This is a genomic window from Rhizobium sp. NRK18, from assembly GCF_024385575.1.
Taxonomy (GTDB): Bacteria; Pseudomonadota; Alphaproteobacteria; order Rhizobiales; family Rhizobiaceae; genus JANFMV01.
Map to the genome: position 1 here is coordinate 1 of NZ_JANFMV010000004.1, position 24510 is coordinate 24510.

The following is a 24510-nucleotide window of genomic DNA, read 5'->3' on the forward strand; positions in this document are numbered from 1 at the left end:
GGGCGGCAAATTTGCCGCTGATCGCATCCACGAGGACTGAGACGCCGCGAAGGTTGCCGGCCCGACAAGGGCCGGCAACCTAGAGAATTGCACCTTGCCATATCCTCTCCAGGGGGATAGGTTATGGCCATGTCAGAACATCGTCACAGCACACACCCGGACATCGCCAAGCGGCTGAAACGCGCCGAGGGACACCTGAAGAGCGTCATCAAGATGATCGAGGACGGCAAGCCCTGCCTCGATCTCGCCCAGCAGCTGCATGCCGTCGAAAAGGCGATCAGCCAGGCCAAGCGCACGCTCATTCAGGATCATCTCGATCACTGCCTCGACGAGACGGTCGGTGCGCTTGACCACGGCCAGCGGCGAACCATCGACGAATTCAAGACCATCACCAAGTATCTGTGATGGCCGCCATGTGGACACGGATCCTCGACTGGCTGGGCTTCGGTGGACACGGCCACTCCCACGGAGATCACGGGCATCACGGAAACCATGCGCACGGGCATCATGAACATGGATCGCATGGACATACCCATGGCGTGATCGACGCGACGATCGCCACCACCGAAAGGGGCATCTGGGCCATCAAACGGTCCTTCGTCATCCTGGCCGCGACCGCGCTGATGCAGATCGTCGTCGTTGCCATCTCGTCAAGCGTGGCGCTGCTGGCGGACACGATCCACAACGTCGCCGATGCGACGACGGCGATCCCGCTGTGGATCGCGTTCGTGCTCGCCCGCCGCAAGCCGACGAAGCGGTTCCCCTATGGTCTCGGCCGGGCCGAGGATCTGGCGGGCATCACCATCGTCGCCATCATTCTGTTCAGCGCGATCGTTGCCGGATACGAGGCCGTCGACCGCCTGCTCAATCCCCTGCCCGTCACCAATCTTGGCTGGCTGACCGCGGCTGGCATCATCGGCTTTGCCGGCAACGAGGCGGTGGCGATCTTCCGCATTCGCATCGGCCGCCAGATCAACAGCGCCGCCCTCGTCGCCGACGGCTATCACGCCCGCACCGACGGGCTGACGAGCCTCGCCGTCGTACTCGGTGCCGTCGGCGTATGGCTCGGCTTTCCGCTCGCCGACCCGATCATCGGTCTGGTGATCACCATCGCCATCTTCGGGATCGTCTGGCAATCCGCCCGATCGGTACTGACCCGCATGCTGGACGGGGTGGAGCCGGACGTGATCGACGAGATCCGGCATGCCGCGGAACATGTGACAGGCATCCGGTCTGTCCCGGAGGCCAAGGCCCGCTGGCTCGGTCACAAGCTGCACGCCGACGTGTCGATAGAAGTTGACAAGGCCCTTCTGCTGACCGAGGCGGAAGAAATCGCCAAGCGGCTGGAGACGGAGCTCTTCAAACACCTTCCGGCACTCTCCGTCGCCCGGGTGAGGACGATATCATGGATGGACACAGCTCATCGTCATTGAGGCCTTGATCGGCGTCAATGTGCATGGCATTGCCGCCGATAGACTGCCGCGCGCCCGTCCTGCGCGCTATTGACCCACTTGACAGGGCCGGGGCACGAAAAGACATTGCGGATATCATGACCATTAAACTCCTCTTTAATTCCGTGCTTGTCGCGGCCATTTCCCTTTCCCTGTCCTCCGCCGGTTTCGCCGGCGAAGAGCGCTACAAGACGCCCGAAGCGCTCGGCGAGGCGCTGTTCAATGACGCCAGCCTGTCGAAGAACGGCACGGAGGCGTGCGCGACCTGCCACATGCCGGGCATGGGCTTCCGCGACGGCCGCGATTCCACGGTCGGCCTCGCCGTCGCGCTCGGCGACGACGGCAAGTCGCTCGGCGACCGCAACGTGCCGAGCGCCGCCTATGCGCATCTGTCGCCGCCCTTCCACAAGGACGCGGAAGGCAAGTATGTCGGCGGCCAGTTCTGGGACGGACGCGCCTCGACGCTTGAGGATCAGGCCGGCGGCCCGCCGCTGAACCCGATCGAGATGGGCATGCCCGACAAGGCGGCGGTCGCAAAGCGGATCGAGGAAAACCCCGACTACGTCGCCTCGTTCAAGGGCGTGTTCGGCAAGGACATCTTCACCCAGCCGGACGAAACCTATGCGGCGATGACCAAGGCGATCGCCGCCTATGAGCGGACCGAGGAATTTTCACCGTTCGATTCCAAATACGACCGCTATCTGCGCGGCGAAGTGAAGTTCACAGACCAGGAGGAACTTGGCCGGGTGCTGTTCTTCTCGCACCAGTTCACCAACTGCAACCAGTGCCATGAAGTGCAGGGTCCATCGGGCTTCGAGCACGCGCTCTTTACCAACCACAAGTATTTCAACATCGGCGTGCCGGAAAACACGTCGGTGCGCATGGTCAACGGCACGGCAAAGGGCACGATCGACACTGGCCTGGCGCAGAACCCGATGGTCGACGATCCGGCCGCCGAGCGCGGCAAGTTCAAGGTGCCGTCGCTGCGCAATGTCGCGGTCACCGGCCCCTACATGCACAACGGCGTGTTCAAGGACTTGCGGACCGTCGTCAAGTTCTACAACAAGTACAACAGCAAGGCTCCGTCGGCGCAGATCAATCCCGAAACAGGCAAGCCCTGGGGGCCGCCGGAAGTGGCCGAGAACATCGCGACGAAGGAGCTGACCGCCGGGTCCGCCCTCAATGACAAACGCATCGACGCCATCGTCGCCTTTCTTAAGACGCTGACCGACAAGCGGTACGAACCGCTGCTCGACAAGTAGGCGGGTGCGGAGCATGACCGGCGTGAAAGAGGCTTCGCTGCCGATCACCGATGCTTGCATGAAGCCGGAGGCAGACACTGCCGGCGCCGGCCCGTTCAGCGCCGAAGAGCGGGACGCCGTCTATCGCGTGATGCGCGAGCGCCGTGACGTGCGCGGCGAATTCCTGCCGGACCCGGTGCCGGACGATGTGCTGCGGCGCATCCTCGAGGCCGCCCATGCCGCCCCCTCGGTCGGCCTGTCGCAACCATGGAATTTCATTCTCATCCGTGACCCCGACGTCCGGACGTCTGTCCACGAGGCCTTCGCGAAGGCAAACGCGGAGGCCGCCGACATGTTTGCCGGCGAAAAGGGCGAGCAGTACCGGCGGCTGAAGCTGCAAGGCATACTGGAAGCACCGCTCAACATCTGCATCACCTGTGACCGCAGCCGCGGCGGACCGGTGGTGCTCGGCCGCACCCACCAGAACGATACCGATCTCTATTCGACCGTCTGCGCGGTGCAGAACCTGTGGCTCGCCGCCCGCGCTGAAGGCGTCGGCGTCGGCTGGGTCAGCATTTTCCGCGAGGAGGACGTCAAGGACATTCTCGGCATTCCGCCGGAAATCCGCATCGTCGCCTATCTCTGTCTCGGCTACGTGAAGACGCTCTATACCCGCCCGGAACTGGAAGCGCGCGGCTGGCGCGAGCGCACGCCGCTCGACGAACTGATCTTCGCCGACCGATGGAGCGAGCCAGTTAAAGATTGACATACCCCCAAGAATGACTAGAACGTCCGCCGCCCGTCGATGAAGGCGGCAACCGGTCGCAGCCTACCCGGTCATAGCGAAAACAAGGGCCAATGACATGACCTGTTCTTTGATCCGCTCGCGAGAGCGGAACCGCACCTGTTTGGTGCACTGTCCGCATTTTCTCAGCCCGGCCGGCACTGGCCGTGAGGGAGGATGCTGATGTATCGGATTTCCAAGGAATTCCACTTCTCCGCCTCCCACCAACTGCTGGCGCTTGGCGACGATCACCCCTGCTCCCGGCTGCACGGCCATAACTACGTGGTCGTGGTGGAACTCAAGTCGGAACGGCTGAACGAGGTCGGCTTCGTGCGCGATTACCTCGACCTGAAACCGTTCAAGACTTATCTCGACGGTGAGCTCGATCACCAGCATCTGAACGACGTCTTCGGCGACGACGGGGTGACCGCCGAGCGGATGGCGAAGCATTTCTTCGACTGGTGCAGGGAGCGCTGGCCGGAGGTTTCGGCCGTGCGCGTGCACGAAACCCCGAAAACCATGGCGGAATATCGCCCGTGACGTTGGAAGCCAATATCCGGGTCAGCGAAATCTTCGGGCCCACCATTCAGGGCGAAGGGGCGCTGATCGGCCATCCGACCGTTTTCGTGCGCACCGGCGGCTGCGATTACCGCTGTTCATGGTGCGACACGCTGCATGCGGTGGATTCCGCCTATCGGCACGACTGGAAACCGATGTCGGCCGAGGCGATCATGGCCGAAGTCGAGCGCCTGACCGGCGGCAAGCCGCTGGTCGTCTCGCTTTCCGGCGGCAATCCGGCGATTCAGCCGCTTGGCGACCTCATCGATCTCGGCCACAGCAAGGGTTACAGCTTTGCGCTCGAGACGCAGGGGAGCCTTGCGCAGCACTGGTTTGCGGATGTCGACGTGCTGACATTGAGCCCGAAGCCGCCGTCCAGCGGCATGACCACCGACTGGCAGGCACTGTCGGAGTGCATGACGGCCGCCGGCCTTCCGGACAAGATCGCCTTGAAGGTCGTGGTTTTCGACGACGTCGACTATGCCTACGCGCAGGAGGTGGCGGCCCGCTATCCGTCGCTTCCCGTCTTCCTGCAGCCCGGCAACCATACGCCACCACACCCCGACGGCGAAACCGCCGCGCCGGACATGGAGGGTATCATGGCTCGCATGCGCTGGCTGATCGACAAGGTGGCCGCCGACCGCTGGTTCGAAGCGACCGTCCTGCCGCAGCTGCACGTGCTCATCTGGGGCAATCTGCGCGGCGTCTGAGCGACTACTCCTCGAAGACGAGGCCGTCTGGATCGGCGCCGAGCGATTTCAGCGCGGCGTTGACATCCTCGACCATCTCGTCCGGGCCGCAGACGTAGAATTTCTGGCTGAAGTCCTCGACATGGTCCTTGAGGAAGGCCTTGTCGATGCGGCCATGCAGATAAGGCCGCTTGTCCTCCTTGCTCAGGACATGGTGGACGTCGAGGCCCTGCATGGCTTCAAGCTCTTCCTTGTCGAAGATATCACGCTCGCGCTTGTTGGCGAAGAACAGGGTGTGTCCGGCAAGCGCATTGCGGGACTGAAGATCGCGCAGGATCGACAGGAACGGCGTCATGCCTGCCCCACCGGCGATGAAGACACCCTTGCCCTTGTATTCAATCGTCCCCCAAGGGTCTCGGATCAGCAGGTGATCTCCGGCGCGAAGTTCCATCAGCTTCCTGGTGACGCCGTCATGGTCTGGATAGCTCTTGATGGTGAACTGCAGATGCTCCCAGGAAGGCAGCGAGGTGAAGGTAAAGGGCCGCTTTTCGTCCTCCATGCCGTCCTTTGCGATGGAGACCTCGGTCGCCTGGCCCGGCCGGAAATCGAATCCCTTCGGCTTTTCCACCTCGTACTGGAACACCGTCTCGCCAAGCGGCTTGATTTCGCGGATTTCCACTTTGTGGGCCATTTCGATGCTCCTTTGCCTTGCATGTCCTGTCTAAAGAAGGGAATGTCGCACCACCGTCAAAGTTCCGCATCCGCCGGATGGAAAAGCCACCTCCGCCGGTCTGCGTTTCAGCCTGAAGAATGGAGAAAGTGCCGCATGCCCTCTACCGTCGCCTTCGTCGCCCGCGTCGACCACGCATCGGATGAGGAGGCCTGGCTCTCCGCTCTGCGCGCGGCCATGCCGGAGGAAACCATCCTTCCGTTTCACGCGATGAGCGCCGAGGAGCGGAATGCCGCGAAACTGGCGATCGTCGCCAATCCGGACCCGGCCGACATCAAGGCGCTGCCCAATCTTGAATGGATTCACAGCCTGTGGGCTGGCGTCGAGCGGCTGGTCGCCGAACTGCCGCAGCCGGCCCCGCCGATCGCCCGTCTGATCGACCCGGAACTCTCCAGGGTCATGGCCGAGGCCGTGCTCGCCTGGACCTACTACCTGCAGCGCGACATGCCCTTCTATCGGCACAGCCAGGAACAAAAGGAATGGGCTCCCCGCCCCTATCGCCAGCCGGGCGAGATGACCGTCGGCATTCTCGGCCTCGGCGTTCTCGGCCAGGCCGCCGCAGACCGGCTGACGGCGGCAGGTTTCGGCGTGAAGGGCTGGAGCCGTTCGCAAAAGGAGATCGCCGGCGTCGAGACGTTCAGCGGGGAAGACGGCCTCTTCGACATGCTCGCATCAAGTGACATCGTCGTCTGCCTGCTGCCGCTGACCGCCGAAACGCGCGGCCTGATCAGCGCCACGCGCCTGTTCCGCATGAAAAAGGGGGCGGCGCTCATCAATTTCGGCCGCGGGCCGGTGATCGTCGAGGCTGACCTGCTGGCCGCGCTCGACAGCGGATATCTCTCCCATTGCGTGCTGGACGTGTTCGACAACGAGCCGTTGCCGCAGGGCTCGAGCTTCTGGAGCCATCCGAAGGTGACGGTGCTGCCGCACATTTCCGGACCGACCACCCAGCAATCGGCGGCTTCCGTCGTCTCCGCCAATGTCGAGCGCTGGCGCAAAGACGGCAGGCTTCCCACCACTGTCGATCTCGACCGGGGCTATTGAACGAAAGCCAGAAGCAATTTCTTGACTATAAAAATCATATAATATAGCCAAGACATCGCCCCTGCGGATCATCCCGCACGTAAGCGTTAACGTCACTCAACGCGCATGATCGAACGGCTTCGGCGGTTTCGGTCTGCGCGACTGTGTCCGCAGATCAGGCCGTCCGGGCTCATAAGGATACGGAATGACAATGACTTCTTCACTCACCCTTCAAGCAGCGCCGGAGATCGAGCGCATCAGGCACGACCTGAAGCGCCGCAAGCTGACGGTGAAAGCCGTCGAACGCCTCACCCCGGCCATGCTGAGGATCACATTCCAAGGTGACGATCTCGCTGATTTCGTCAGCCTTGGCGCCGACGATCACGTCAAGCTCATCATTCCTGTCGAGGGAAGCGAGCCCCAACTTCGAGAATACACGCCACGTCGGTATGACAACGAGGCGCGGACGCTGGTGATCGACTTCGCGGTCCATGACGCCGGTCCGGCGAGGCTCTGGGCGCTTTCCGCGAAGCCGGGCGATACGCTGACGGTCGGCGGGCCGCGCGGATCGGCGGTGATTTCCCCAGCCGTCACCGACTGGCTGCTGATCGGCGACGAGACGGCGCTGCCGGCCATCGGACGGCGGATCGAGGAGGCCGTCAAGGGCATGCGCATGACGGCGATCCTTGCCGTGCCGAGCCCGGCCGACCAGCAGGTCTTCGAGACGGACGCCGAACTCTCCGTGCACTGGGTCTACCGCTCGGTGAAGCAAGCGGCCAACCCGGCCCCGGTCCTCGCAGCCCTTCAGGGTCTGGACATTGCACCCGGCACATTCGTCTTCATTGCGGCCGAAGCCGGCGTTGCGAGAGCGATCCGAACGCATCTCGTCGAGGAGCGCGGCCATCCGCTCGGCTGGACGAAGGCAGCGGGCTACTGGACGCTCGGCAAGGCCGACGCCAGCGACAAGTTCGGCTGACGGCCTAGCGCATGTCGAAACGGGTCGGGACCAGCGACGCCTGGAACCAGCGCACGAAAGTCTCGATCGAGAAGACCGGCAGGCCCGTCGCCTGCCGGATGTCGGCGGCATAGGGGATCATGTTGGTGCATTCCAGCACGATCGCGCCGAGATCGGGATTGTCCGCCTGCAGCTTCAGCGCCGCATCGACATTGTCCAGACGGGCGGCATCGACGTCGAGATAGAGTTCGTTGTCGAGAATGGCGCGGGTGAATTCGCGGCCGCCCTCCGTCGTGCCGATCGGCGTTCCTTCCGGCACGCCGGCCTTTTCCAGATGCAGCGGGGTGAGCGCAGTACCGGAGATCGTCAGGATGCCGGCGCGCTTCCCGGGCGCGAGCAGCCGGTTGACCAGCGCCACCTGCATCAGCGACGAGGTGGCGACCGGAACCGGCACAGCCGCTGCCAGCTCTTCCTGGAAGAGTGCGAGGAAGCCGCAATTCGTCGTGATGCCGTCGACGCCGTCGGCCACGAGTTCGCGGGCTGCGGCGATGAACATGTCGAGCGTGCCGGCAGCCCCCTTGCGCACGACGAGATCCGGCGTGGCCGAACGCACCACCTTGTAGTGAACCGGGAACGGCCATGTCAGCGCATTGCCCATGTCGCCGGGAATGCGCGGAAACTGCGCCTCCAGCATCAGAATGCCCACCGATGCGCCGTAGACCGCCTTGCCGCCCTTTGCCTTCATGACTTTCAGCCTTCGTTTTCCAGCCGGCGCTCGAAGATTTCCTCCGGCCCGGCGACGTAGATGTTGGAATAGCCTTCGCGAACGGAGGCGACGATCTGGTCCATGCGCTTGACCACATGGCCCCGCATCAGCGCAATCGCCCGGTCGGACTCGCGCGCGGCCAGCGCCTCCATGATCAGCTTGTGCTCGCCCTTGGTGCGGGCGACCGCCGAGGCCATGTCGACCCAGCGGATGTAGCGGATGCGCTCGTTCAGGTGTTCGAGCTGACGGACGATCTCGCCGTTTCCCGAAAGCCGGGCAATCGCGATGTGAAACGCCTCGTCGGCAGCCGTGGCCGCGCCGATGGTGCGCCCGGCATAGATCAGCCCGTCGGCATATTCGTTGGCTTTGAGGCGCTCCAGCGCCGCGTCGCTCGCCCGCTCGCAGGCAAGCCGCACGGCGGTTTCCTCCAGCACGGCGCGGACCTCGTAAAGATCGAAGATCGACTGTGCGTCCAGCTCGCGGCAGAAGAAGCCCTTGCCGGGCTGAAAATCGAGAAGCTGCTCGGCGACGAGGCGGTTCAACGCCTCGCGCAGCGGCGTGCGACTGGCGTCCAGTTCGCGGGCAAGCGTCACCTCATTGATCCGCTCACCGGGCCGGATCCGGAAATTCACCGCCATTTCCTTCAGCTGCGCATAGAGCGCGCCGACGCGTCCTTCGCTCATCCATCACCTTCCATTGTCGATTCAATCCTTGACATAAGTCCGAGCGGCAATCAACATGCAGTGCTGTATACAGTACGAAATGCAGATTCCAATCAGTTGAGTGAGAGAGAATGACGGAGCAGAGCCGCAGCAACACCATGACAGGGGCCGAAGCCATGGTCCGCATGCTGGAAGCCCATGGGGTGACCCATATGTTCGGGCTGTGCGGCGACACGACGCTGCCCTTCTATGACGCGATGGCGCAGCTGGATCACGGCATTACCCACATCCTGACGCGCGACGAGCGGCATGCAGCCTACATGGCCGACGGCTACGCGCGGGTGACCGGCAAGCCCGGCGTCTGCGAGGGCCCGTCTGGCGGCGGCGCGACCTACATCCTGCCCGGCCTCGTCGAGGCAAACGAAAGCTCGGTCCCGATCCTCGCCATCACCACCGACGTCGCCACCACCTCGCGCGGCCGCTATCCGCTGACAGAACTCGACCAGGTGGCGCTGATGCGGCCGCTGACCAAATGGAACGCCTCGATCGACAATCCGGCCAAGGTGCCGGCGATGATGCGCGCCGCCTTCCGCGCCATGACCACCGGACGCCCCGGCTCCGCCCATATCGCGCTGCCCTTCGACACCCAGAAAGGCGCGAGCGATGCGGCCGACATCTGGGCCGACCCGCGCCACAAGGCGTTTCCGGCGGAGCGGGTGGGACCTGATCCGGATGCGATCAGGGACGCGGCGGATGCGCTTCTGTCGGCGAAAAGCGCGATCGCCATCTGCGGTGGCGGCCCGGTGATCGCCGGCGCGGAGGCCGACCTCTTACGTCTTGCCAGGCTGCTCGACATGCCGGTCGCGACGACCGTTTCCGGCCAGGGCTCGATTGCCGAGACCGATCCGCTCTCGCTCGGCGTCGTCGGTTCGAACGGCGGCGTTCCCGCCACGCGGGCCGTCGTCGATGCCGCCGATCTGGTGCTCTTCATCGGCTGCCGTGCAGGTTCGGTGACGACCGAGCGCTGGCGTTCGCCGAAGCCCGGCACACGCATCATTCACATCGACAGCGATCCGGAGGTGATCAGCGCCAACTATCAGACGGAAGTGGCGATCGTTGCCGATGCCCGCCTGGCGCTTTCGGCCCTTGCCGATGAGGTCGCCGCCCGGCATCCGTCGATTTCCTTCTCCGGCCGCGAACGGGTGTCCCCCGCCTGGGCGGAAAAGCTTGCCGCCTTCGAGGCGCTGGCGCAATCGACCGACAGACCGATCCGCCCCGAACGCGTGGTCGCGACCCTGTCGAAGCTGCTCGACGACGACGCGATCATCGTCGCCGATCCCGGCACGCCCTGCCCGTACTTCTCGGCGCATTACCGCTGGCGCAAGCCCGGCCGCAACTTCATCACCAATCGCGCGCATGGTGCGCTCGGCTACGCGCTCGCCGCCTCGATGGGCGCGCATACAGGCCGTCCATCGGCAAAGACCGTCGCGGTGATGGGCGACGGCTCCTTCGGCTTCTGCTGCGGCGAATTCGAAACCATCGTCCGGCACAAGATGCCGATCACCTCGATCGTCTTTTCAAACGCGACCTATGGCTGGATCAAGGCCGGCCAGAACTCCGGTTTCGGCCAGCGCTTCTACAATGTCGACTTCAACCGCACGAACCACGCTGCCGTCGCCAGCGCCTTCGGGGTCAAGTCCTGGACGGTCGAGGATCCGGCCATGCTGGAACCGGTGCTGAAAGAAGCGCTTGCCTTTGACGGCCCGACACTGATTGATGTCATTTCGCAGCCGCTGCACGAAGCCGCGGCTCCAGTCAGCGAATGGGTGGCATGATGGGGACAGAGGCAAAACATATCGGCATTGTCGGTGCCGGCATCGTCGGCGTCTCGACGGCCATCTGGCTGCAGCGGGCCGGCCATCGCGTGACGCTGATCGACAGGCTCGGCCCCGGCGAGGGTACGAGCTACGGCAATGGCGGCGTGCTCGCCTCCTGCTCCATCGTCCCGGTCACCGTGCCCGGCCTCCTCAAGAAGGCGCCGCGCATGCTGTTCGATCCGAACCAGCCGCTGTTCCTCAAGTGGTCATACCTGCCGAAACTCGCGCCTTGGCTCGTCAAGTACCTCTCCCACGCAAACGCCGACGACGTGAAGCGGATTGCCTCCGCAGTCCATGGTATTGTCGGCGACAGCCTCGCCGACCATCAGGCGCTCTCTGCAGGCACCGGCGCCGAGCGCTTCCTGGTGCCGTCAGACTATGTCTTCGTCTACAATGACCGTGCCCATTTCGAGGGCGACGCCTTCGGCTGGGGCATCCGCCGCGCCCACGGATTTTCATGGGACGAACTGGAAGGCCGCGCCTTCAGCGAATACGATCCGACGCTTGCCCCTGCACTCGGCTTTGGCGTCCGGCTCGGCAATCATGGCGTCATCAAGGATCCCGGCGGCTATGTGAAGGCGCTCGCCGCCCATGCCGAAATGAACGGCGCACGCCTGATCAAGGCCGATGTTACCGGCTTCGTTCGCGAAGGCGGCAAGGTGACCGGTGTGCGGACCGGCGGCGAGACCTTGTCCTTCGACGACACGGTGATCGCCACCGGCGTCTGGTCGAAGCCTCTCGCCGAAACCTTCGGGCTCAAAGTGCCGCTGGAAAGCGAGCGGGGCTATCACATAGAGCTTTGGGAGCCGAACATGATGCCGCGCTCGCCGGCCATGATCGCCTCCGGCAAGTTCGTCATCACACCGATGGAAGGCCGTATCCGGCTGGCCGGCGTCGTCGAATTCGGTGGGCTTGATGCCCCCGCCTCGCGTCCGCCCTTCGATCTCCTGATGCGCAACATCCGCGCTGCCATGCCGGGGCTGTCCTGGAAGGACAAGACCGAATGGATGGGACACAGGCCCGCGCCGGCCGATTCCATTCCGGTCATCGGCAAGGTGCCGAACGCGCCCGGAGCCTGGATGGGCTTCGGCCATCATCACATCGGACTGACCGGTGGACCGAAGACAGGCTACCTGCTGTCGCAGATGATCTCGGGGCAACAATCCAATTTGGACCTTGCCCCTTATGCTCCGATGAGGTTTCAATAGCGTACCAATAAAAACAGGAAGGGAACTGAACATGAAGAAACTGGGATATCTTCTCGCCGGCACCGCCATCGGCCTGACGGCTGCAACGAGTGCGTTTGCCGAAAGCTGGGACATGCCGATGGCCTATCCGGCCAGCAACTATCACAGCGAGAACGGCGCGGAATTTGCCAAGTGCGTTGGTGAAAAATCCGGCGGAGCGCTCGACATCGTCACGCATCCGAACGGCTCGCTGTTCGCCGGCAACGATATCAAGCGCGCCGTCCAGACCGGCCAGGCGCCAATCGGCGAGCGCCTGCTCTCCGCACACGCCAACGAAAATCCGCTGTTCGGTGTCGACTCGATTCCGTTCCTCGCGACCTCCTTCGACGCCTCGGACAAGCTGTGGTCGGCTGCGCTCGATCAGGTGAAGGCAGCGCTCGACGAGCAGAACCTCGTCTATGTCTATTCCGTGCCGTGGCCGCCGCAGGGCCTTTACACCAAAAAGGAAATCAACTCGGCTGCCGACCTCAAGGGCATCAAGTTCCGCGCCTACAATGCGGCGACCGCCCGCATCGCCGAGCTTGCCGGCATGGTGCCGGTGCAGATCGAGGCCGCCGAACTCAGCCAGGCGCTGGCGACGGGCGTGGCCGAGAGCTTCATCTCCTCGGGCTCCACAGGCGTCGATTCCAAGGTCTGGGAAAGCCTGACCCATTTCTACGACGTGCAGGCCTGGCTGCCGCGCAACGTCGTGTTCGTCAACAAGGGCTCGTTCGACGGCCTGGATGACGCCGGCAAGAAGGCCGTGATGGATTGCGGCGCGGAAGCCGCCAAGCGCGGCGAGGACACCGCCAAGGATCTGACCGCCAAATACCTGAAAACGCTTGCCGAAAACGGCATGGCCGTCGCCGGCCCGGGCGATCAGCTGAAGTCGGATCTCGAAGGCTTCGGCGCGACGATGACAGACGAATGGCTTAAGAACGCCGGCGACAAGGGCAAGGCCATCATCGACGCCTACAAGGCCAACTGAGCCCCGTGACAAAAGCCGCCCGGCCTCTGCAAGCGGAGGCCGGGCTGTTGATCCATTTCCGTCAGGGGGCATTATGAGCGCACCTTCCCGCAAGCATCCGGTCCGCAGAACGCTGGACGGGCTTTACGATTTCGCCGGCTATCTCGCCGCCGCATGCCTCATGGCGCTCCTGATCGTCATCGTCATACAGATGGTGGCGCGCTGGTCGAGCCTGACCTTTCCGGGAGGCGCCGAATATGCCGGCTATCTCATGGCGGCTTCGTCCTTCCTTGCCTTTGCGCATGCGCTGAACCACGGATCGCATATCCGGGTCGGGCTCCTGCTGACCGCGCTTGGCAGGCACAAGTTCTGGGCCGAACTCTGGTGCCTGGCAATCGCGACGGCAGCGTCCGGCTATCTCGCCTGGTACGCCGTCAAGCTCGTCTACTGGTCGCGCAAGCTGCACGACATCAGCCAGGGCCAGGACGCCACGCTGCTCTGGTACGTGCAGATCCCCGTGGCCGCAGGCGCCGTACTGCTGGCCATCTGCTTTGCCGACAATCTCGTCTCCCTGATCATCAACGGCCGCGACAACATCGTCGAGAGTGCCGAACAGGCGCATGGGGAATAAGACATGACGGCTGAACTCGCCCCGATCGCCATTTTCCTCTTCATCCTCTTCCTGCTGCTCGGTTCCGGCGTCTGGGTCGGTCTGGCCCTGCTCGGCGTCGCCTGGTTCGGGATGGAAATCTTCACCAACCGGCCGGTCGGCGACGCGATGATGACGATCATCTGGCGCGCCTCCTCGTCCTGGACGCTGACGGCGCTGCCGCTGTTCATCTGGATGGGGGAAATCCTGTTTCGAACGCGATTGTCGGAAGACATGTTCAAGGGCCTGTCGCCGTGGATGGCGAAGCTGCCCGGTCGCCTGCTGCACACCAACGTCGTCGGCTGCACGGTCTTCGCCGCCGTCTCCGGATCGTCTGCCGCCACCCTGATGACGGTCGGCAAGATGTCGGTGCCGGAACTGCGCCGGCGAAACTATCCCGAGACGATGGTGATCGGCACGCTGGCGGGCGCCGCGACCCTCGGCCTGATGATCCCGCCGTCGCTGACCCTGATCGTCTACGGCGTCACCATCAACGAATCCATCACCAAACTGTTCATCGCCGGCATCGTGCCCGGCCTCGTGCTGGCCGCCTTCTTCATGGCCTATATCGCCATCATGTCGAAAGTCTCGAAGGACTTCGCGCCGGACGACGAACCGGAGATGACATTTGCCGAAAAGGTGAAAAATTCGCGCTTCCTGGTACCAGTGATCAGCCTCATCCTCGTCGTCATCGGCTCGATGTATCTCGGTTTCGCGACGGCGACGGAAGCCGCCGCCTTCGGCGTCATCGGCTCGCTGCTGCTTGCCGCCTTGCAAGGCTCGCTCACCCGGCACTCGTTCTTCGAAAGCCTGATGGGCGCCACCCGCACCTCCGCGATGATTGCGCTGATCCTTGCCGGTGCGGCCTTCCTGTCCTTGTCGATGGGCTTCACCGGTCTGCCGCGCGCGCTCGCCGAATGGATCAATTCCATGGGCCTCACCCGCTTCGAACTGCTGATGGCGCTCTTGGTCTTCTACATCATCCTCGGCTGCTTCCTCGACGGCATCTCGTCGGTGGTGCTGACCATGGCGGTCGTCGAGCCGATGATCCGCCAGGCCGGCATCGACATCATCTGGTTCGGTATCTTCATCGTCGTCGTCGTCGAAATGGCGCAGATCACGCCGCCGATCGGCTTCAACCTGTTCGTGATGCAGGGCATGACCGGGCATCAGATGAATTTCATCGCCCGCGCCGCCTTTCCGATGTTCCTGATCATGGTGGTGATGGTGTTCATCCTGATCGCCTTCCCGGAACTGGCCACCTGGCTGCCCGCCCATATGCGCGAGATCGGAATCTAGCCCGTATCATGGAAATCCTATCATCCCCCGGACTGCTGGCGGCGGTTTTCTGCATCGTCGTCGTCGCGGCCATCGTTCAGGCGGGCCTTGGCATGGGCTTCGGCCAGACGGCGGCACCGCTTCTGGCGCTGATCGACCCGCATCTGGTCCCGGCCTCCGTCCTCTTTCTCGGCATGGCGACATCGGCCTGGGGAGCGTGGCGCGAGCGCGACGCCATCCACTGGAACGAGGTCGGGCTCGGGATGATGGGGCGACTTGCCGGCGTCATAGCCGGATCGGCGATCCTCGCCAGCCTCAGCGACCGGCGCCTGTTCATGCTGATCTTCGGTCTCCTGATCGCCAGCGCCGTGCTTCTCTCCGTCAGCGGCTGGCGCATGGCCTTCAACAGGATCACTCTGCTTCTGATGTCCTCGTTCTCCGGGCTGATGGGGACGATCACCTCCGTCGGCGCGCCGCCGATGGCGCTGATCTATCAGGACCGCCCAGCGCGCGACGCACGGCCAACGCTCGCCGCCTTCTTCGCCATCGGTTGCGCGCTTTCATTGGCGGGGCTCTATCTCAGCGGCTGGGCCGGCTTGCGCGATTTCGAGCTGGCGCTGCTCATGGTACCGCCGATGCTGATCGGCACCTTCATTGCCCGCGGGCTCGGCGCGCGCTTCGACCGGCGCTTCCGCCCGGCACTCCTCATCGTCGCCTCGATCGCCGCCGCCATGCTCATCTATCGGGGACTTGCATGAACGCGGCCTTCCTGCCGCTGAATTTTCTGGCAAGGCACGGACGCCTGGTGCTGGTGGCGGGTCTTGTCGTCGGCATAGTTTTCCCGACACTCGCCAGGTCGCTGCAGCCGCTGATTCCGCAGGCAGCCGCCCTGATGCTGTTCGTCACGGCGCTGCGCATCGGCCCGCGCGAGGCCCTCGGGCGCCTGTCGCAGATGCGGACCTCGCTCGGCGCCGTCGCTGTGTTCCAGGTTGCCGTGCCCTGCCTCTTCGCCATCGTCTTCAAGATGATCGGCTTTCACGGTCCGGTCGCCAACGCCATCGTGCTGGCAACGACGGCGCCGCCGATCTCGGGCAGTCCGAACCTCGTGATTCTGACCGGCAACGATCCCGCCCCCGCGCTGCGGACGCTGATCGCCGGAACCGCCCTTCTGCCGCTGACGATCTTCCCCGCCTTCATCCTTTGGCCAGACTTCGGCGACGCCGGCGCGGTGCTGCACTCGTCGTTCAGGCTGCTGGCGTTGATTGCCGGCGCCACGGCTCTTGCCTTCCTGATCCGGGCCTACCTGCTGAGGAACCCCGCGCCGCCGACGCTGACAGCGATCGACGGACTGTCCGTTCTCGCCATGGCGCTGGTGGTCATTGCCCTGATGGCGGATTTCGGTCCGGCGCTGATCGACCGGCCGGGCCTTCTAGCCCTGACGCTGGTCGCCGCGTTCGCACTGAATTTCGGCCTGCAACTTTTCGTCTTTGCCGGCATCCGTCTCACCGGACTGTCCGACGGCCACGACGTCGCCTACGCAATCCCCGCCGGCAACCGCAACATCATGCTGTTCATAGCCGCCCTTCCGGCCGCGCTGACCTCGCCGCTGCTGCTGTTCGTCGCCTGCTACCAGATTCCGATGTATCTCACGCCCCTACTCCTGGGGCGGCTTTACCGGCGCAAGTCGGTGGATTGACGGCCTGCGTGCTCGTCAGAGTGCATAGGCGACGTCGATGCCGCCGCGCCAGATCATCTCGACCGCCACGAAAAGGATGATCGCCAGGCCACCATAGGCAATCCAGCGATGGCGATTGAGGAGGCCGGCGATGAGGGAAGCGGCGAAGCCCATCAGCACGACCGACAGGCAGAGCCCGAAGACCAGCACCACCGGATGTTCATGCGCGGCACCGGCAACGGCGAGAACATTGTCGAGCGACATGGAAACGTCGGCGATGATGATCTGCTTGATCGCTTCCCGGTAATTCTTCCGCGGCGCGGGTGGGCTGCCGCCTTCGGCGACGATTTCTTCCGCCTGCTGGTCGCGCAGCTCCCGCCACATCTTCCAGCATACCCAGAGCAAGAGCAGACCGCCGGCAAGCAGAAGGCCGATGATCGACAGGAGGTAACTCGCCATCAGCGCGAACAGGATGCGCAGAACCGTGGCGGCGGCAATGCCGACCATGATCGCCTTGCGCCGGTCCTTTTTTGAAAGACCCGCCGCCGCCATGCCGACGACGACGGCATTGTCGCCGGCAAGCACGAGGTCGATCATGACCACCTGCAGGAAGGCGCTGACCGTCGCCGGGATCATGAAATAGTCGAGTGCCGCCTCCATCGATCGATCTCCCGATCAGGCCTGCGGACGTGCCGCCAGCACCCAGTCCTCACCGAAGCGAACATGCTTGATGCCCTGCCGATAATAGGTGAAGGCGAGATGGATCACGCCGTCATCCGTCTGAATGATACTCGGATAGGAGAATTCGCGGTTCTGCTTGTCGGCCGAATTGTTGGTCAGGCAATGGCCGTCCCCCACCTCGACGTCGCGGCGGATCAGGAAGCTCTTGCCCTCGTCCTCGGAGATGGCGATCGTCAACGGCGCACGCGGCGTGCCCCAGACCGCGCCCGGCTGGCCGGGATCCGGCTGGTCCTCGTCCTTGCCGTCAGCCTCGATCTCGTCGTAAAGCCCGGCCCGGCGGGCCGACCCTTCGCTGGCAGAGCTGTGGTTGTAGATCACCGCCAGCTTGCCGTCCTGCAGCCGGACCATCTGGATCGACGAATTGTTGTTGGGCAGGTCGGTCGGTTCCGGCGCGCTCCAGCTCAGGCCGCCGTCATTCGAATAGCTGCGGAAGATGTGGTCGGCGAAGCGTGAGCGATAGACGGCGATCATGCGGTCACCATCGAGGGGAACGATGTTCATGTGCACGGCCCCGAGACTGTCAGGCACCGCCACGCGGCGCCAGGTCTTTCCCTCATCGGACGATATGCAGACGGCGCTCGTGTCGCGATGGCCCTTCCAGCGCTTGCCTGCAGGGGCCCGGCACAGGAATACCGGCAACAGCCAGTCACCGGCGGCATTGACGATGATCGGCTGGCGAACGAAGGTGCCCGGCTCGTCGAACAGCACGCCGACGGGACCGAAGGTCTCGCCGTTGTCATCGGAAATGCGGTACTTGACCAGCGCCGTCGCCTGATCTCCGAGGATCTGCGACGTGTAGACCAGCCACAGCCGCCCGTCCGGCGCCGTGAACAGGAAGGGGTTCTGCTCGGACCGCGCCATGTCATCGGTCAGCCTCACCGGCGGCTGCCAGTGCTGTTCGCCCTTCTTGAGTCTCGAGAAATAGATGCAGACGTCGCCCTTGCCCTCCTGCGAGCCGGCGAACCAGACGCAGGCGAGATCGCCGTTCTTCAGTTCGGCAAGATTGGCCGCATGGCTCTGCGGCTCGGGACAGGCAAGCCAGGCCTCGTCCCGCTCCTTGTCACCCGGATTAGGCCTAATGATGCCATCCATATGGTCATGGACGTTCTGCGGATTCAGCGCCGGATACACGGCCGGCAATGCGTTTTGTACCTGCATTCTTTCCTCCCGAAAGCAAAGCAAGGAAGGGCTTACGCCCCATCGGCAGGCGACATGAATGGTCGCGGCTGCCCTGACCGGCCTCCTGCCGGAACTGAATGCACAAGTGTTTCCTTCTTATGAATTTGTCAAGTTAGGATTTTGATTTTACCCCATCAAGGCCGGCGCAATAGAGTCAGGAACAGACAAAAAAATCATTAATTTCATATGGTAACTCGAGAAATCAAGTCTGCGTCGAATTTTTCATTGACATATTTACAAATTGAGAACAGGTTTTACTCGTTCTAAATTCCGGGACGCTTGGCATCTGGAGAATGCCTGGCTGGACCCGTGGTCGATATGGAGGGAGGAATCATGTCGGACGAGAAGAATGCACGATTTGAACTGTCGAGGCGCGGCCTGCTGAAAACGGGCGCCGCCGCCATGGCCGGCGTGTCGGTCTATGCGATGGGCATGCGCTTTGCCGCGGCCGCCACCGAGCAGGTGCTGATGGTCGCACACCCTGTCTTCACCAATGACTGGTCGCCCCTGCGTGGCGGTGGCGAAAGCTTCCGGTGGAACTCACTCTGGTGGGCAGCGCCGATGTATTTCGACACCGATGCCAAGCTGCAGCCCTACGTCTTCCAGTCCTGGGAGCCATCCGACGACAAGAAGACCTGGACCTTCAAGCTTGCCGACGGCGTCAAGTTCTCCGACGGCAGCCCGATCACCGCAGCCGACGTCAAGGGTTCCTGGGAGCTTTGCGCCATGCCGGCGACGAAGAGCCAGCGCGCCGCCCAGGTTCTCTCCGGCGTGGACGGCTACGACGCCGTGTCCAACGGCAACGGCAAGGAACTTCCCGGCGTCACCACTCCGGATGACACGACCGTCGTCGTTGCGCTGACCAATGCCGACCCGATCTTCTACATGCGCCTCGCCAACCACATCATCCCGATCGTCAAGGCCTCGCAAGCCCGCGACGCCGACGGCAACGAGGTTCAGGACTGGTTCCTGCCGGACAATGGCGGCGTGGTTTCCGGCCCGTTCAAGATGACCGGCATGGACCTGGACGCCGGCAAGATCGTCATGGAGCCGAACGAGAATTTCTTCGGCCCCGCGCCCAAGCTGACGAAGATCGAGATCAATACGGTCGAAGACTCCGTCGCGGCCACCGCCCTCCTCGAGAACGGCGACTACAACGCCCACACCGAGCTCGTCACGTCGACGATCATCCAGGACCTCGGCAAGGAATTCTCCTCGGGTCCGCTGATCCCGACCAGCCAGCACTTCTGGTTCAACACTTCGCGCGCGCCGTTCGATGATCCGAAGGTGCGTCAGGCGCTGATCCTTGCCGTCGACCGCGAAGGCCTGATCAAGGCGACCTTCCCGGACGGCCCCTACGCCAAGGCAGACCAGATCATCACGCCGGTGCCAGGCTCCGAGGACAGCGGCTTCGAGCCCTACCCCTTCGATCCGGACCAGGCAAAGGCGCTCTTGAAGGAATCCAAGTATGGCGGACCGGAACGGCTGCCGAAGATCCTGATCGCCGGCGCATCATCACCTGCCCGCCAGCTGGCCGCCCAGTTCATCGCCGAGCAATGGCGCCAGAACCTCGGCATCAGCGCGGTCGACATGAAGCCGAGCCAGGACGATTTCGGTCCGGAAGGATCGCAGGTCCAGGTCATCCGCGATGACGTCGGCACCCGCGTTCCCGATGCGATCGCCTACCTGCAGAGCTGCATTGCCTCGAGCTCGTCGAACGCGACGAACAAGCTCGGCGGCTACAAGAACGAGGCGGTCGACAAGCTTCTGGCGGATGGCGCCGTGCTTGCCGCCGACGACCCGGAGCGCATCAAGAAGGCGCAGGAAGCCCAGAAGCTGTTCCGCGACGACTACTGCTTCATCCCGTGGTACGTCGAAGTCATCTCGCGCTGGGCTCTGCCGTCGGTGAAGAACATCGACAAGAACCTGGACTGGCAGGTCGCCAAGCCCTGGCTGATCGAGATCGCCTGAGACTGAAATCTGCTACACTAACAGTGAAGGCGGCCCATTCGGCCGCCTTCGGCTACCGGCTGGAGGAAGACCGGCAGCCGATGACAGGGAGGATGCGCGTTGCTGCGATATGTCGCCAAACGATTTCTGTTGTGGATACCGTCCGTCCTGTTGGTCGTTCTCGCGGTCTACGCACTCGCCTTCTACGGCACCGGCGATCCGATCAAGCTGATCTTCATCCGCGCCCCGGGCGACGTCGCCTATGATCCCGCGCGCATCGAGGCAATGCGTCAGGCAGCAGGCCTCGACCAGCCGTTCCTCGTGCAGTTCGGCAAGTATGTCTGGAATTTCGTCCACGGCAATTTCGGCAACTCGCTGGTATCGGGACGTTCGGTCTGGGTGATGATCAAGGCGGCGACGCCGGTCACCTTCCAGCTCGGCGTCATCACGATCCTGTTCTCGGCGCTGATCGCCATCCCGCTCGGCATGATTGCCGGCCTCCGGCAGAACAGCAAGCTCGACTACGTCATCCTGTCTTCGGCGCTGTTTGCCTGGGCAATCCCTGCCTATGTGGCCGGCCCCGTGTTGATGGTGGTGTTGATCACTGTCATGCCCGGCGCCAAGATTCCCTACGGCTGGGGTGGACTTTTCGACGCCCGGATCATTCTGCCGCTCATCGTCCTGTCGTTCCAGCCAATCGCGCTGACGATCCGACAGACGCGCGCCGCGGTGATCGAAATCCTCAGCGAGGATTTCGTCCGCACCGCCCGCGCCAAGGGCGTACCGGAACTGATGGTGGCGCTGCGCCACATCCTGCGTCCCGTTCTCACGCCCATCGTCACCCAGCTCGGCATCATGATGATCATCCTGCTCAACGGCGCGATCTTCGTCGAACTGGTGTTCGGCCTTCCGGGGCTCGGGCGGCTGACAATCCAGTCGCTGATGAACTCCGACTATCCCGTCATTCTCGCCATCACCGTCATCGGGTCCTTCATGGTGATGGCGTCCAATCTTCTCGTTGACATTCTCTACCCGCTGCTCGACCCGCGCGCGGCGGATGCGCGGAGGGCGAAATAATGGCCGACGCCACGATCCACACACCTGCCATCGCCGAAGAGCCGCCGGCAAACCTGTGGCGTGACGCCTGGACGCGTTTGAAGCGCAACAAGGCGTCGCTCGCCAGCCTGATCATCATCGGACTGCTTGCGTTCACCGCCATTTTCGGCCCGTGGCTGACGCCATATGACTTCCTCAGCCAGGACCTGACGGCCCGAAACGTTCCGCCGACCATGGCGCATCTGCTGGGCACCGACGATCTCGGACGCGACGTGCTGTCGCGGATCATCTACGGCACGCGTACGGCCTTCATCGTCGCCCTGTCAGTGACGTTGATCGCCATGGTCATCGGCACCGTGCTCGGCGCCATAGCCGGCTATTTCGGCGGGCTCATCGACAATTTCATCATGTGGCTGACCGACATGACCATGTCCGTGCCGCAGATCCTGCTGGTCGTCGTCATCAACGCCTCGCTGAAGCCGCCGCTCAGCAAGTGGATGGAGGCGCAATACCAGGCGACCTTCAATCCCTTCTATCGCAACACCGTGCTCATCGACTTCGTGCTGGTGTTCGGTACGATCGCCCTCGTCACATGGCCGCAATATGCCCGCCTGGTGCGCGCACAGGTGCTCGGCGTTCGCTCGCGGCCCTATGTGACGGCGGCCCGTGCGCTCGGCCTGCCGCCAAGCCTGATCATCCGCCGTTACATCATTCCCAATGCGCTCGGACCGCTGATCGTCGCCGTCAGCGCCGGTCTCGGCACGGCCATGGTGCTGGAAAGCGCCTTCTCCTTCCTTGGCGTCGGCGTCAGCCCGCCAACCCCAAGCTGGGGTGCGATGATCTCGGATGGCCTGCGCGTCTGGCGCAACTATCCGCACCTCCTCATTTCGCCGGCGCTGATGCTTGCCGTCGCCACCGTCGCGTTCTCCTTCCTCGGCGACGGCCTCAACGATGCGCTCAATCCGAAGGGGCAGAAATAATGGCGGAAAGACTGCTGGACGTTCAAGACCTGGCGATCGAGGTGATGGGCCGCAGCGGCCCGGCCCGGATCGTCGACGGCATATCGCTGCATGTCGACAAGGGCGAGACGCTCGGCGTGGTCGGCGAAAGCGGCTGCGGCAAGAGCCTGACGATGATGAGCCTGCTGAAGCTCTTGCCGAACAAGATTTCCGTTGCCGGCGGCACGGCAAACTTCAAGGGCAAGGATCTCCTGGCGATGTCATCATCGGAGCTGCGCAAGGTGCGCGGCGGCGAGATCGGCTTCGTTTTCCAGGACCCGATGACGTCGCTGAACCCGGTCGTCAAGATCGGCCTGCAGGTGATGGAGCCGCTCATCTACCATAACCGGATGTCGAAGGCCGAAGCCCGCAAGCGCGCCGGCGAGCTTCTGGCGCTGGTCGGCATTCCCGGCGCCCAGGAACGGCTCGACAACTATCCGCACGAATTGTCCGGCGGCATGCGCCAGCGTGTCATGATCGCCATCGGTCTCGCCTGCAATCCGTCACTGCTGATTGCCGACGAACCGACCACGGCCCTGGACGTCACCATCCAGGCGCAGATCGTCGACATCGTCAAGGATCTGCGCACCAAGCTCGGCATGTCCATCGTCTGGATCACCCACGATCTGGCGCTGATCGCAGGGCTCGTGGACCGCGTCGTCGTGCTTTATGCCGGCACGGTCGTCGAGGATGCGCCGGTCGATGTGCTCTACAGGACGCCGTCTCACCCCTATACGCAGGGGCTGCTCGCCTCGTTGCCGCATCTGACCGGCGATCCCGGCGAGAAGCTGCCGTCCATTCCGGGAACGCCGCCCGAGCCCGGCCGCAGACCGGCTGGCTGTCCTTTCGCGCCGCGTTGTCCGATCGCCCGTGCCGAATGCAATGCCGCCGTTCCGAAACTCGCCGATGTCGGCGATGTGGCAGGGCACCGCGTCGCCTGTTTCGCCGTAACCGGATTTGCGGAGATGGCCGCATGAACATGATGACCAACACCGATCCGCTGCTGAAGATCGAGGGGCTGACCAAGCACTTCCACGTCAGGCTCGGGGCTTTCGGCGAAACCGAGGCGGTGGTCTACGCGCTCGATGACCTGACCTTCGACATCATGTCCGGAGAGACGCTGTCCGTCGTCGGCGAGAGCGGCTGCGGCAAGTCGACCGCCGGCTTCACCATCCTCCAGCTGCACCGGCCGACCAAGGGCAAGATCGTCTATCAGGGCAAGGATATCGCAGGCTTCGACGAGAAGGGCCTGCAGCCCTTCCGCCGCGACCTGCAGATCATCTTCCAGGATCCCTACTCGACCCTCAATCCGCGCATGACCATTGGCGAGGCGATCGGCGAGCCGATGCTGTTTCACAAGCTGGCGACGAAGGCGGAACTGAAGGACAAGGTCGAGCGGCTTCTTGACGATGTCGGCCTGCCCGCACGATTTGCCCGCCGCTATCCGCACGAGCTTTCCGGGGGACAGCGCCAGCGCGTCGCCATTGCCCGCGCACTTGCCTGCAATCCGAAGTTCATCGTCTGCGACGAGGCGATCTCGGCGCTCGACGTCTCCGTGCAGGCACAGATCATCAACCTCTTGAAGGACCTGCAGGCGAAATACGGCCTCACCTATCTCTTCATCGCCCACGATCTCGCGGTCGTGCGCCACATCAGCTCGCGCGTGCTCGTCATGTATCTCGGACGCGCCGCGGAGCTGGGGCCGAGGGACGGCGTGTTCGCCAAGCCGCTTCACCCGTACACCAAGGCTCTTCTTTCGGCCGTCCCCGAGGCGGACCCGGAACTGGAACGCAAACGGCAGCGCCAGATTCTCGAGGGTGACGTGCCAAGCCCCCTCTCTCCGCCGGCCGGCTGCCGGTTCCATACGCGGTGTCCGATCGCGGCGCCGCAATGCAGAACCGAGGTGCCGGAATGGCGCGAGGTCCTGCCCGGACATTTCGTCGCCTGCCATCTGGCAAAGGCGGACTAGACGAAACCTTTACCGTTGGAACGCAAGAAAGGGCGGAAATATCCGCCCTTTCTCATGTCGTCTTGGGAAGAAATGGTGTGACGGTT

General features: G+C 63.5%; 24 protein-coding genes and 1 pseudogene. 20 read left to right on the forward strand and 5 right to left on the reverse strand.

What is annotated here, in order from left to right; genetic code table 11:
- The first annotated feature begins 129 nt into the window (after positions 1–129).
- The 6 genes and pseudogenes from NN662_RS19270 (at position 130) to queE (ending at position 4744) form a co-directional block, all read left to right on the forward strand.
- Positions 130–405: a metal-sensing transcriptional repressor gene (locus tag NN662_RS19270; protein ID WP_261932044.1), complete on the forward strand. Its 276-nt coding sequence runs from the start codon at positions 130–132 to the stop codon at positions 403–405.
- Positions 406–413: 8 nt separating this feature from the next.
- Positions 414–1388: pseudogene (locus NN662_RS19275) on the forward strand (cation diffusion facilitator family transporter); the annotation flags it as partial.
- Between the two features lie 161 nt (positions 1389–1549).
- On the forward strand, positions 1550–2713 hold the full coding sequence (locus NN662_RS19280) for a cytochrome-c peroxidase (RefSeq protein WP_261932045.1): 1164 nt from the start codon (positions 1550–1552) through the stop codon (positions 2711–2713).
- A gap of 58 nt (positions 2714–2771) precedes the next feature.
- Positions 2772–3458, forward strand: coding sequence for a 5,6-dimethylbenzimidazole synthase (gene bluB / locus NN662_RS19285; RefSeq protein WP_261932336.1), 687 nt, complete (start codon positions 2772–2774; stop codon positions 3456–3458).
- Positions 3459–3659: 201 nt separating this feature from the next.
- Positions 3660–4016, forward strand: a complete 357-nt coding sequence (locus NN662_RS19290) for a 6-pyruvoyl trahydropterin synthase family protein (protein ID WP_261932046.1) — start codon at positions 3660–3662, stop codon at positions 4014–4016.
- Entirely contained in the window at positions 4013–4744 is a 732-nt protein-coding gene (gene queE, locus NN662_RS19295; RefSeq protein ID WP_261932047.1) for a 7-carboxy-7-deazaguanine synthase QueE, read from the forward strand. Before NN662_RS19290 ends, queE begins: the two co-directional genes overlap by 4 nt.
- A gap of 4 nt (positions 4745–4748) precedes the next feature.
- Here the strand turns inward: queE and NN662_RS19300 are convergent, their stop codons facing one another.
- Positions 4749–5414 (reverse strand): FAD-binding oxidoreductase, encoded by a 666-nt coding sequence (locus NN662_RS19300; RefSeq protein WP_261932048.1) that lies wholly within the window; start codon positions 5412–5414, stop codon positions 4749–4751.
- 135 nt (positions 5415–5549) lie between these two features.
- Here NN662_RS19300 and NN662_RS19305 point away from each other — a divergent pair, with 135 nt between their 5' ends.
- Positions 5550–6497, forward strand: a complete 948-nt coding sequence (locus tag NN662_RS19305) for a 2-hydroxyacid dehydrogenase (RefSeq protein WP_261932049.1) — start codon at positions 5550–5552, stop codon at positions 6495–6497.
- A gap of 190 nt (positions 6498–6687) precedes the next feature.
- Entirely contained in the window at positions 6688–7452 is a 765-nt protein-coding gene (locus NN662_RS19310; protein WP_261932050.1) for a siderophore-interacting protein, read from the forward strand.
- Positions 7453–7456: 4 nt separating this feature from the next.
- On the opposite strand, the gene NN662_RS19315 is transcribed toward NN662_RS19310, so the two are convergent.
- Both NN662_RS19315 and NN662_RS19320 read right to left on the reverse strand, forming a co-directional pair.
- Entirely contained in the window at positions 7457–8176 is a 720-nt protein-coding gene (locus NN662_RS19315; RefSeq protein ID WP_261932051.1) for an aspartate/glutamate racemase family protein, read from the reverse strand.
- 5 nt (positions 8177–8181) lie between these two features.
- Positions 8182–8880: a GntR family transcriptional regulator gene (locus NN662_RS19320; protein ID WP_261932052.1), complete on the reverse strand. Its 699-nt coding sequence runs from the start codon at positions 8878–8880 to the stop codon at positions 8182–8184.
- Between the two features lie 110 nt (positions 8881–8990).
- On the opposite strand from NN662_RS19320, the gene NN662_RS19325 reads away from it, so the two are divergent.
- The 7 genes from NN662_RS19325 (at position 8991) to NN662_RS19355 (ending at position 16552) form a co-directional block, all read left to right on the forward strand.
- A complete protein-coding gene (locus NN662_RS19325) occupies positions 8991–10694 on the forward strand; it encodes a thiamine pyrophosphate-binding protein (RefSeq protein WP_261932053.1) in 1704 nt (567 codons plus the stop codon).
- Positions 10691–11944: an NAD(P)/FAD-dependent oxidoreductase gene (locus tag NN662_RS19330; RefSeq protein ID WP_261932054.1), complete on the forward strand. Its 1254-nt coding sequence runs from the start codon at positions 10691–10693 to the stop codon at positions 11942–11944. Before NN662_RS19325 ends, NN662_RS19330 begins: the two co-directional genes overlap by 4 nt.
- A 31-nt stretch (positions 11945–11975) precedes the next feature.
- Positions 11976–12950 (forward strand): TRAP transporter substrate-binding protein, encoded by a 975-nt coding sequence (locus tag NN662_RS19335; protein WP_261932055.1) that lies wholly within the window; start codon positions 11976–11978, stop codon positions 12948–12950.
- A gap of 73 nt (positions 12951–13023) precedes the next feature.
- Entirely contained in the window at positions 13024–13560 is a 537-nt protein-coding gene (locus NN662_RS19340) for a TRAP transporter small permease (protein ID WP_261932056.1), read from the forward strand.
- Positions 13561–13563: 3 nt separating this feature from the next.
- On the forward strand, positions 13564–14877 hold the full coding sequence (locus NN662_RS19345) for a TRAP transporter large permease (protein ID WP_261932057.1): 1314 nt from the start codon (positions 13564–13566) through the stop codon (positions 14875–14877).
- A gap of 8 nt (positions 14878–14885) precedes the next feature.
- Positions 14886–15614, forward strand: coding sequence for a sulfite exporter TauE/SafE family protein (locus NN662_RS19350; protein WP_261932058.1), 729 nt, complete (start codon positions 14886–14888; stop codon positions 15612–15614).
- Positions 15611–16552, forward strand: coding sequence for a hypothetical protein (locus tag NN662_RS19355; protein ID WP_261932059.1), 942 nt, complete (start codon positions 15611–15613; stop codon positions 16550–16552). The genes NN662_RS19350 and NN662_RS19355 overlap by 4 nt, the downstream gene beginning before the upstream one ends.
- 15 nt (positions 16553–16567) lie before the next feature.
- Here NN662_RS19355 and NN662_RS19360 read toward each other — a convergent pair whose 3' ends face one another.
- Together NN662_RS19360 and NN662_RS19365 are read right to left on the reverse strand one after the other, a co-directional pair.
- The gene (locus NN662_RS19360) at positions 16568–17191 is read right to left on the reverse strand and encodes a TerC family protein (protein WP_261932060.1); all 624 of its coding nucleotides are present in this window, start codon (positions 17189–17191) and stop codon (positions 16568–16570) included.
- A gap of 15 nt (positions 17192–17206) precedes the next feature.
- Positions 17207–18430 carry a sialidase family protein gene (locus tag NN662_RS19365; protein ID WP_315972616.1) on the reverse strand — a complete coding sequence of 408 codons (1224 nt, stop codon included), beginning with the start codon at positions 18428–18430 and terminating at the stop codon, positions 17207–17209.
- A gap of 354 nt (positions 18431–18784) precedes the next feature.
- Between NN662_RS19365 and NN662_RS19370 the strand changes: the two genes are divergently transcribed.
- The 5 genes from NN662_RS19370 to NN662_RS19390 all read left to right on the forward strand — a co-directional run bounded on the left by NN662_RS19370 (position 18785) and on the right by NN662_RS19390 (position 24424).
- Positions 18785–20422 (forward strand): ABC transporter substrate-binding protein, encoded by a 1638-nt coding sequence (locus tag NN662_RS19370; protein ID WP_261932061.1) that lies wholly within the window; start codon positions 18785–18787, stop codon positions 20420–20422.
- A gap of 99 nt (positions 20423–20521) precedes the next feature.
- The gene (locus tag NN662_RS19375) at positions 20522–21478 is read left to right on the forward strand and encodes an ABC transporter permease (protein ID WP_261932062.1); all 957 of its coding nucleotides are present in this window, start codon (positions 20522–20524) and stop codon (positions 21476–21478) included.
- On the forward strand, positions 21478–22437 hold the full coding sequence (locus tag NN662_RS19380; protein ID WP_261932063.1) for an ABC transporter permease: 960 nt from the start codon (positions 21478–21480) through the stop codon (positions 22435–22437). The genes NN662_RS19375 and NN662_RS19380 overlap by 1 nt, the downstream gene beginning before the upstream one ends.
- Complete coding sequence (locus tag NN662_RS19385) at positions 22437–23432, forward strand: ABC transporter ATP-binding protein (RefSeq protein ID WP_261932064.1); 996 nt, start codon at positions 22437–22439, stop codon at positions 23430–23432. The genes NN662_RS19380 and NN662_RS19385 overlap by 1 nt, the downstream gene beginning before the upstream one ends.
- A gap of 5 nt (positions 23433–23437) precedes the next feature.
- Complete coding sequence (locus tag NN662_RS19390; RefSeq protein ID WP_261932338.1) at positions 23438–24424, forward strand: ABC transporter ATP-binding protein; 987 nt, start codon at positions 23438–23440, stop codon at positions 24422–24424.
- Positions 24425–24510: the final 86 nt, after the last annotated feature.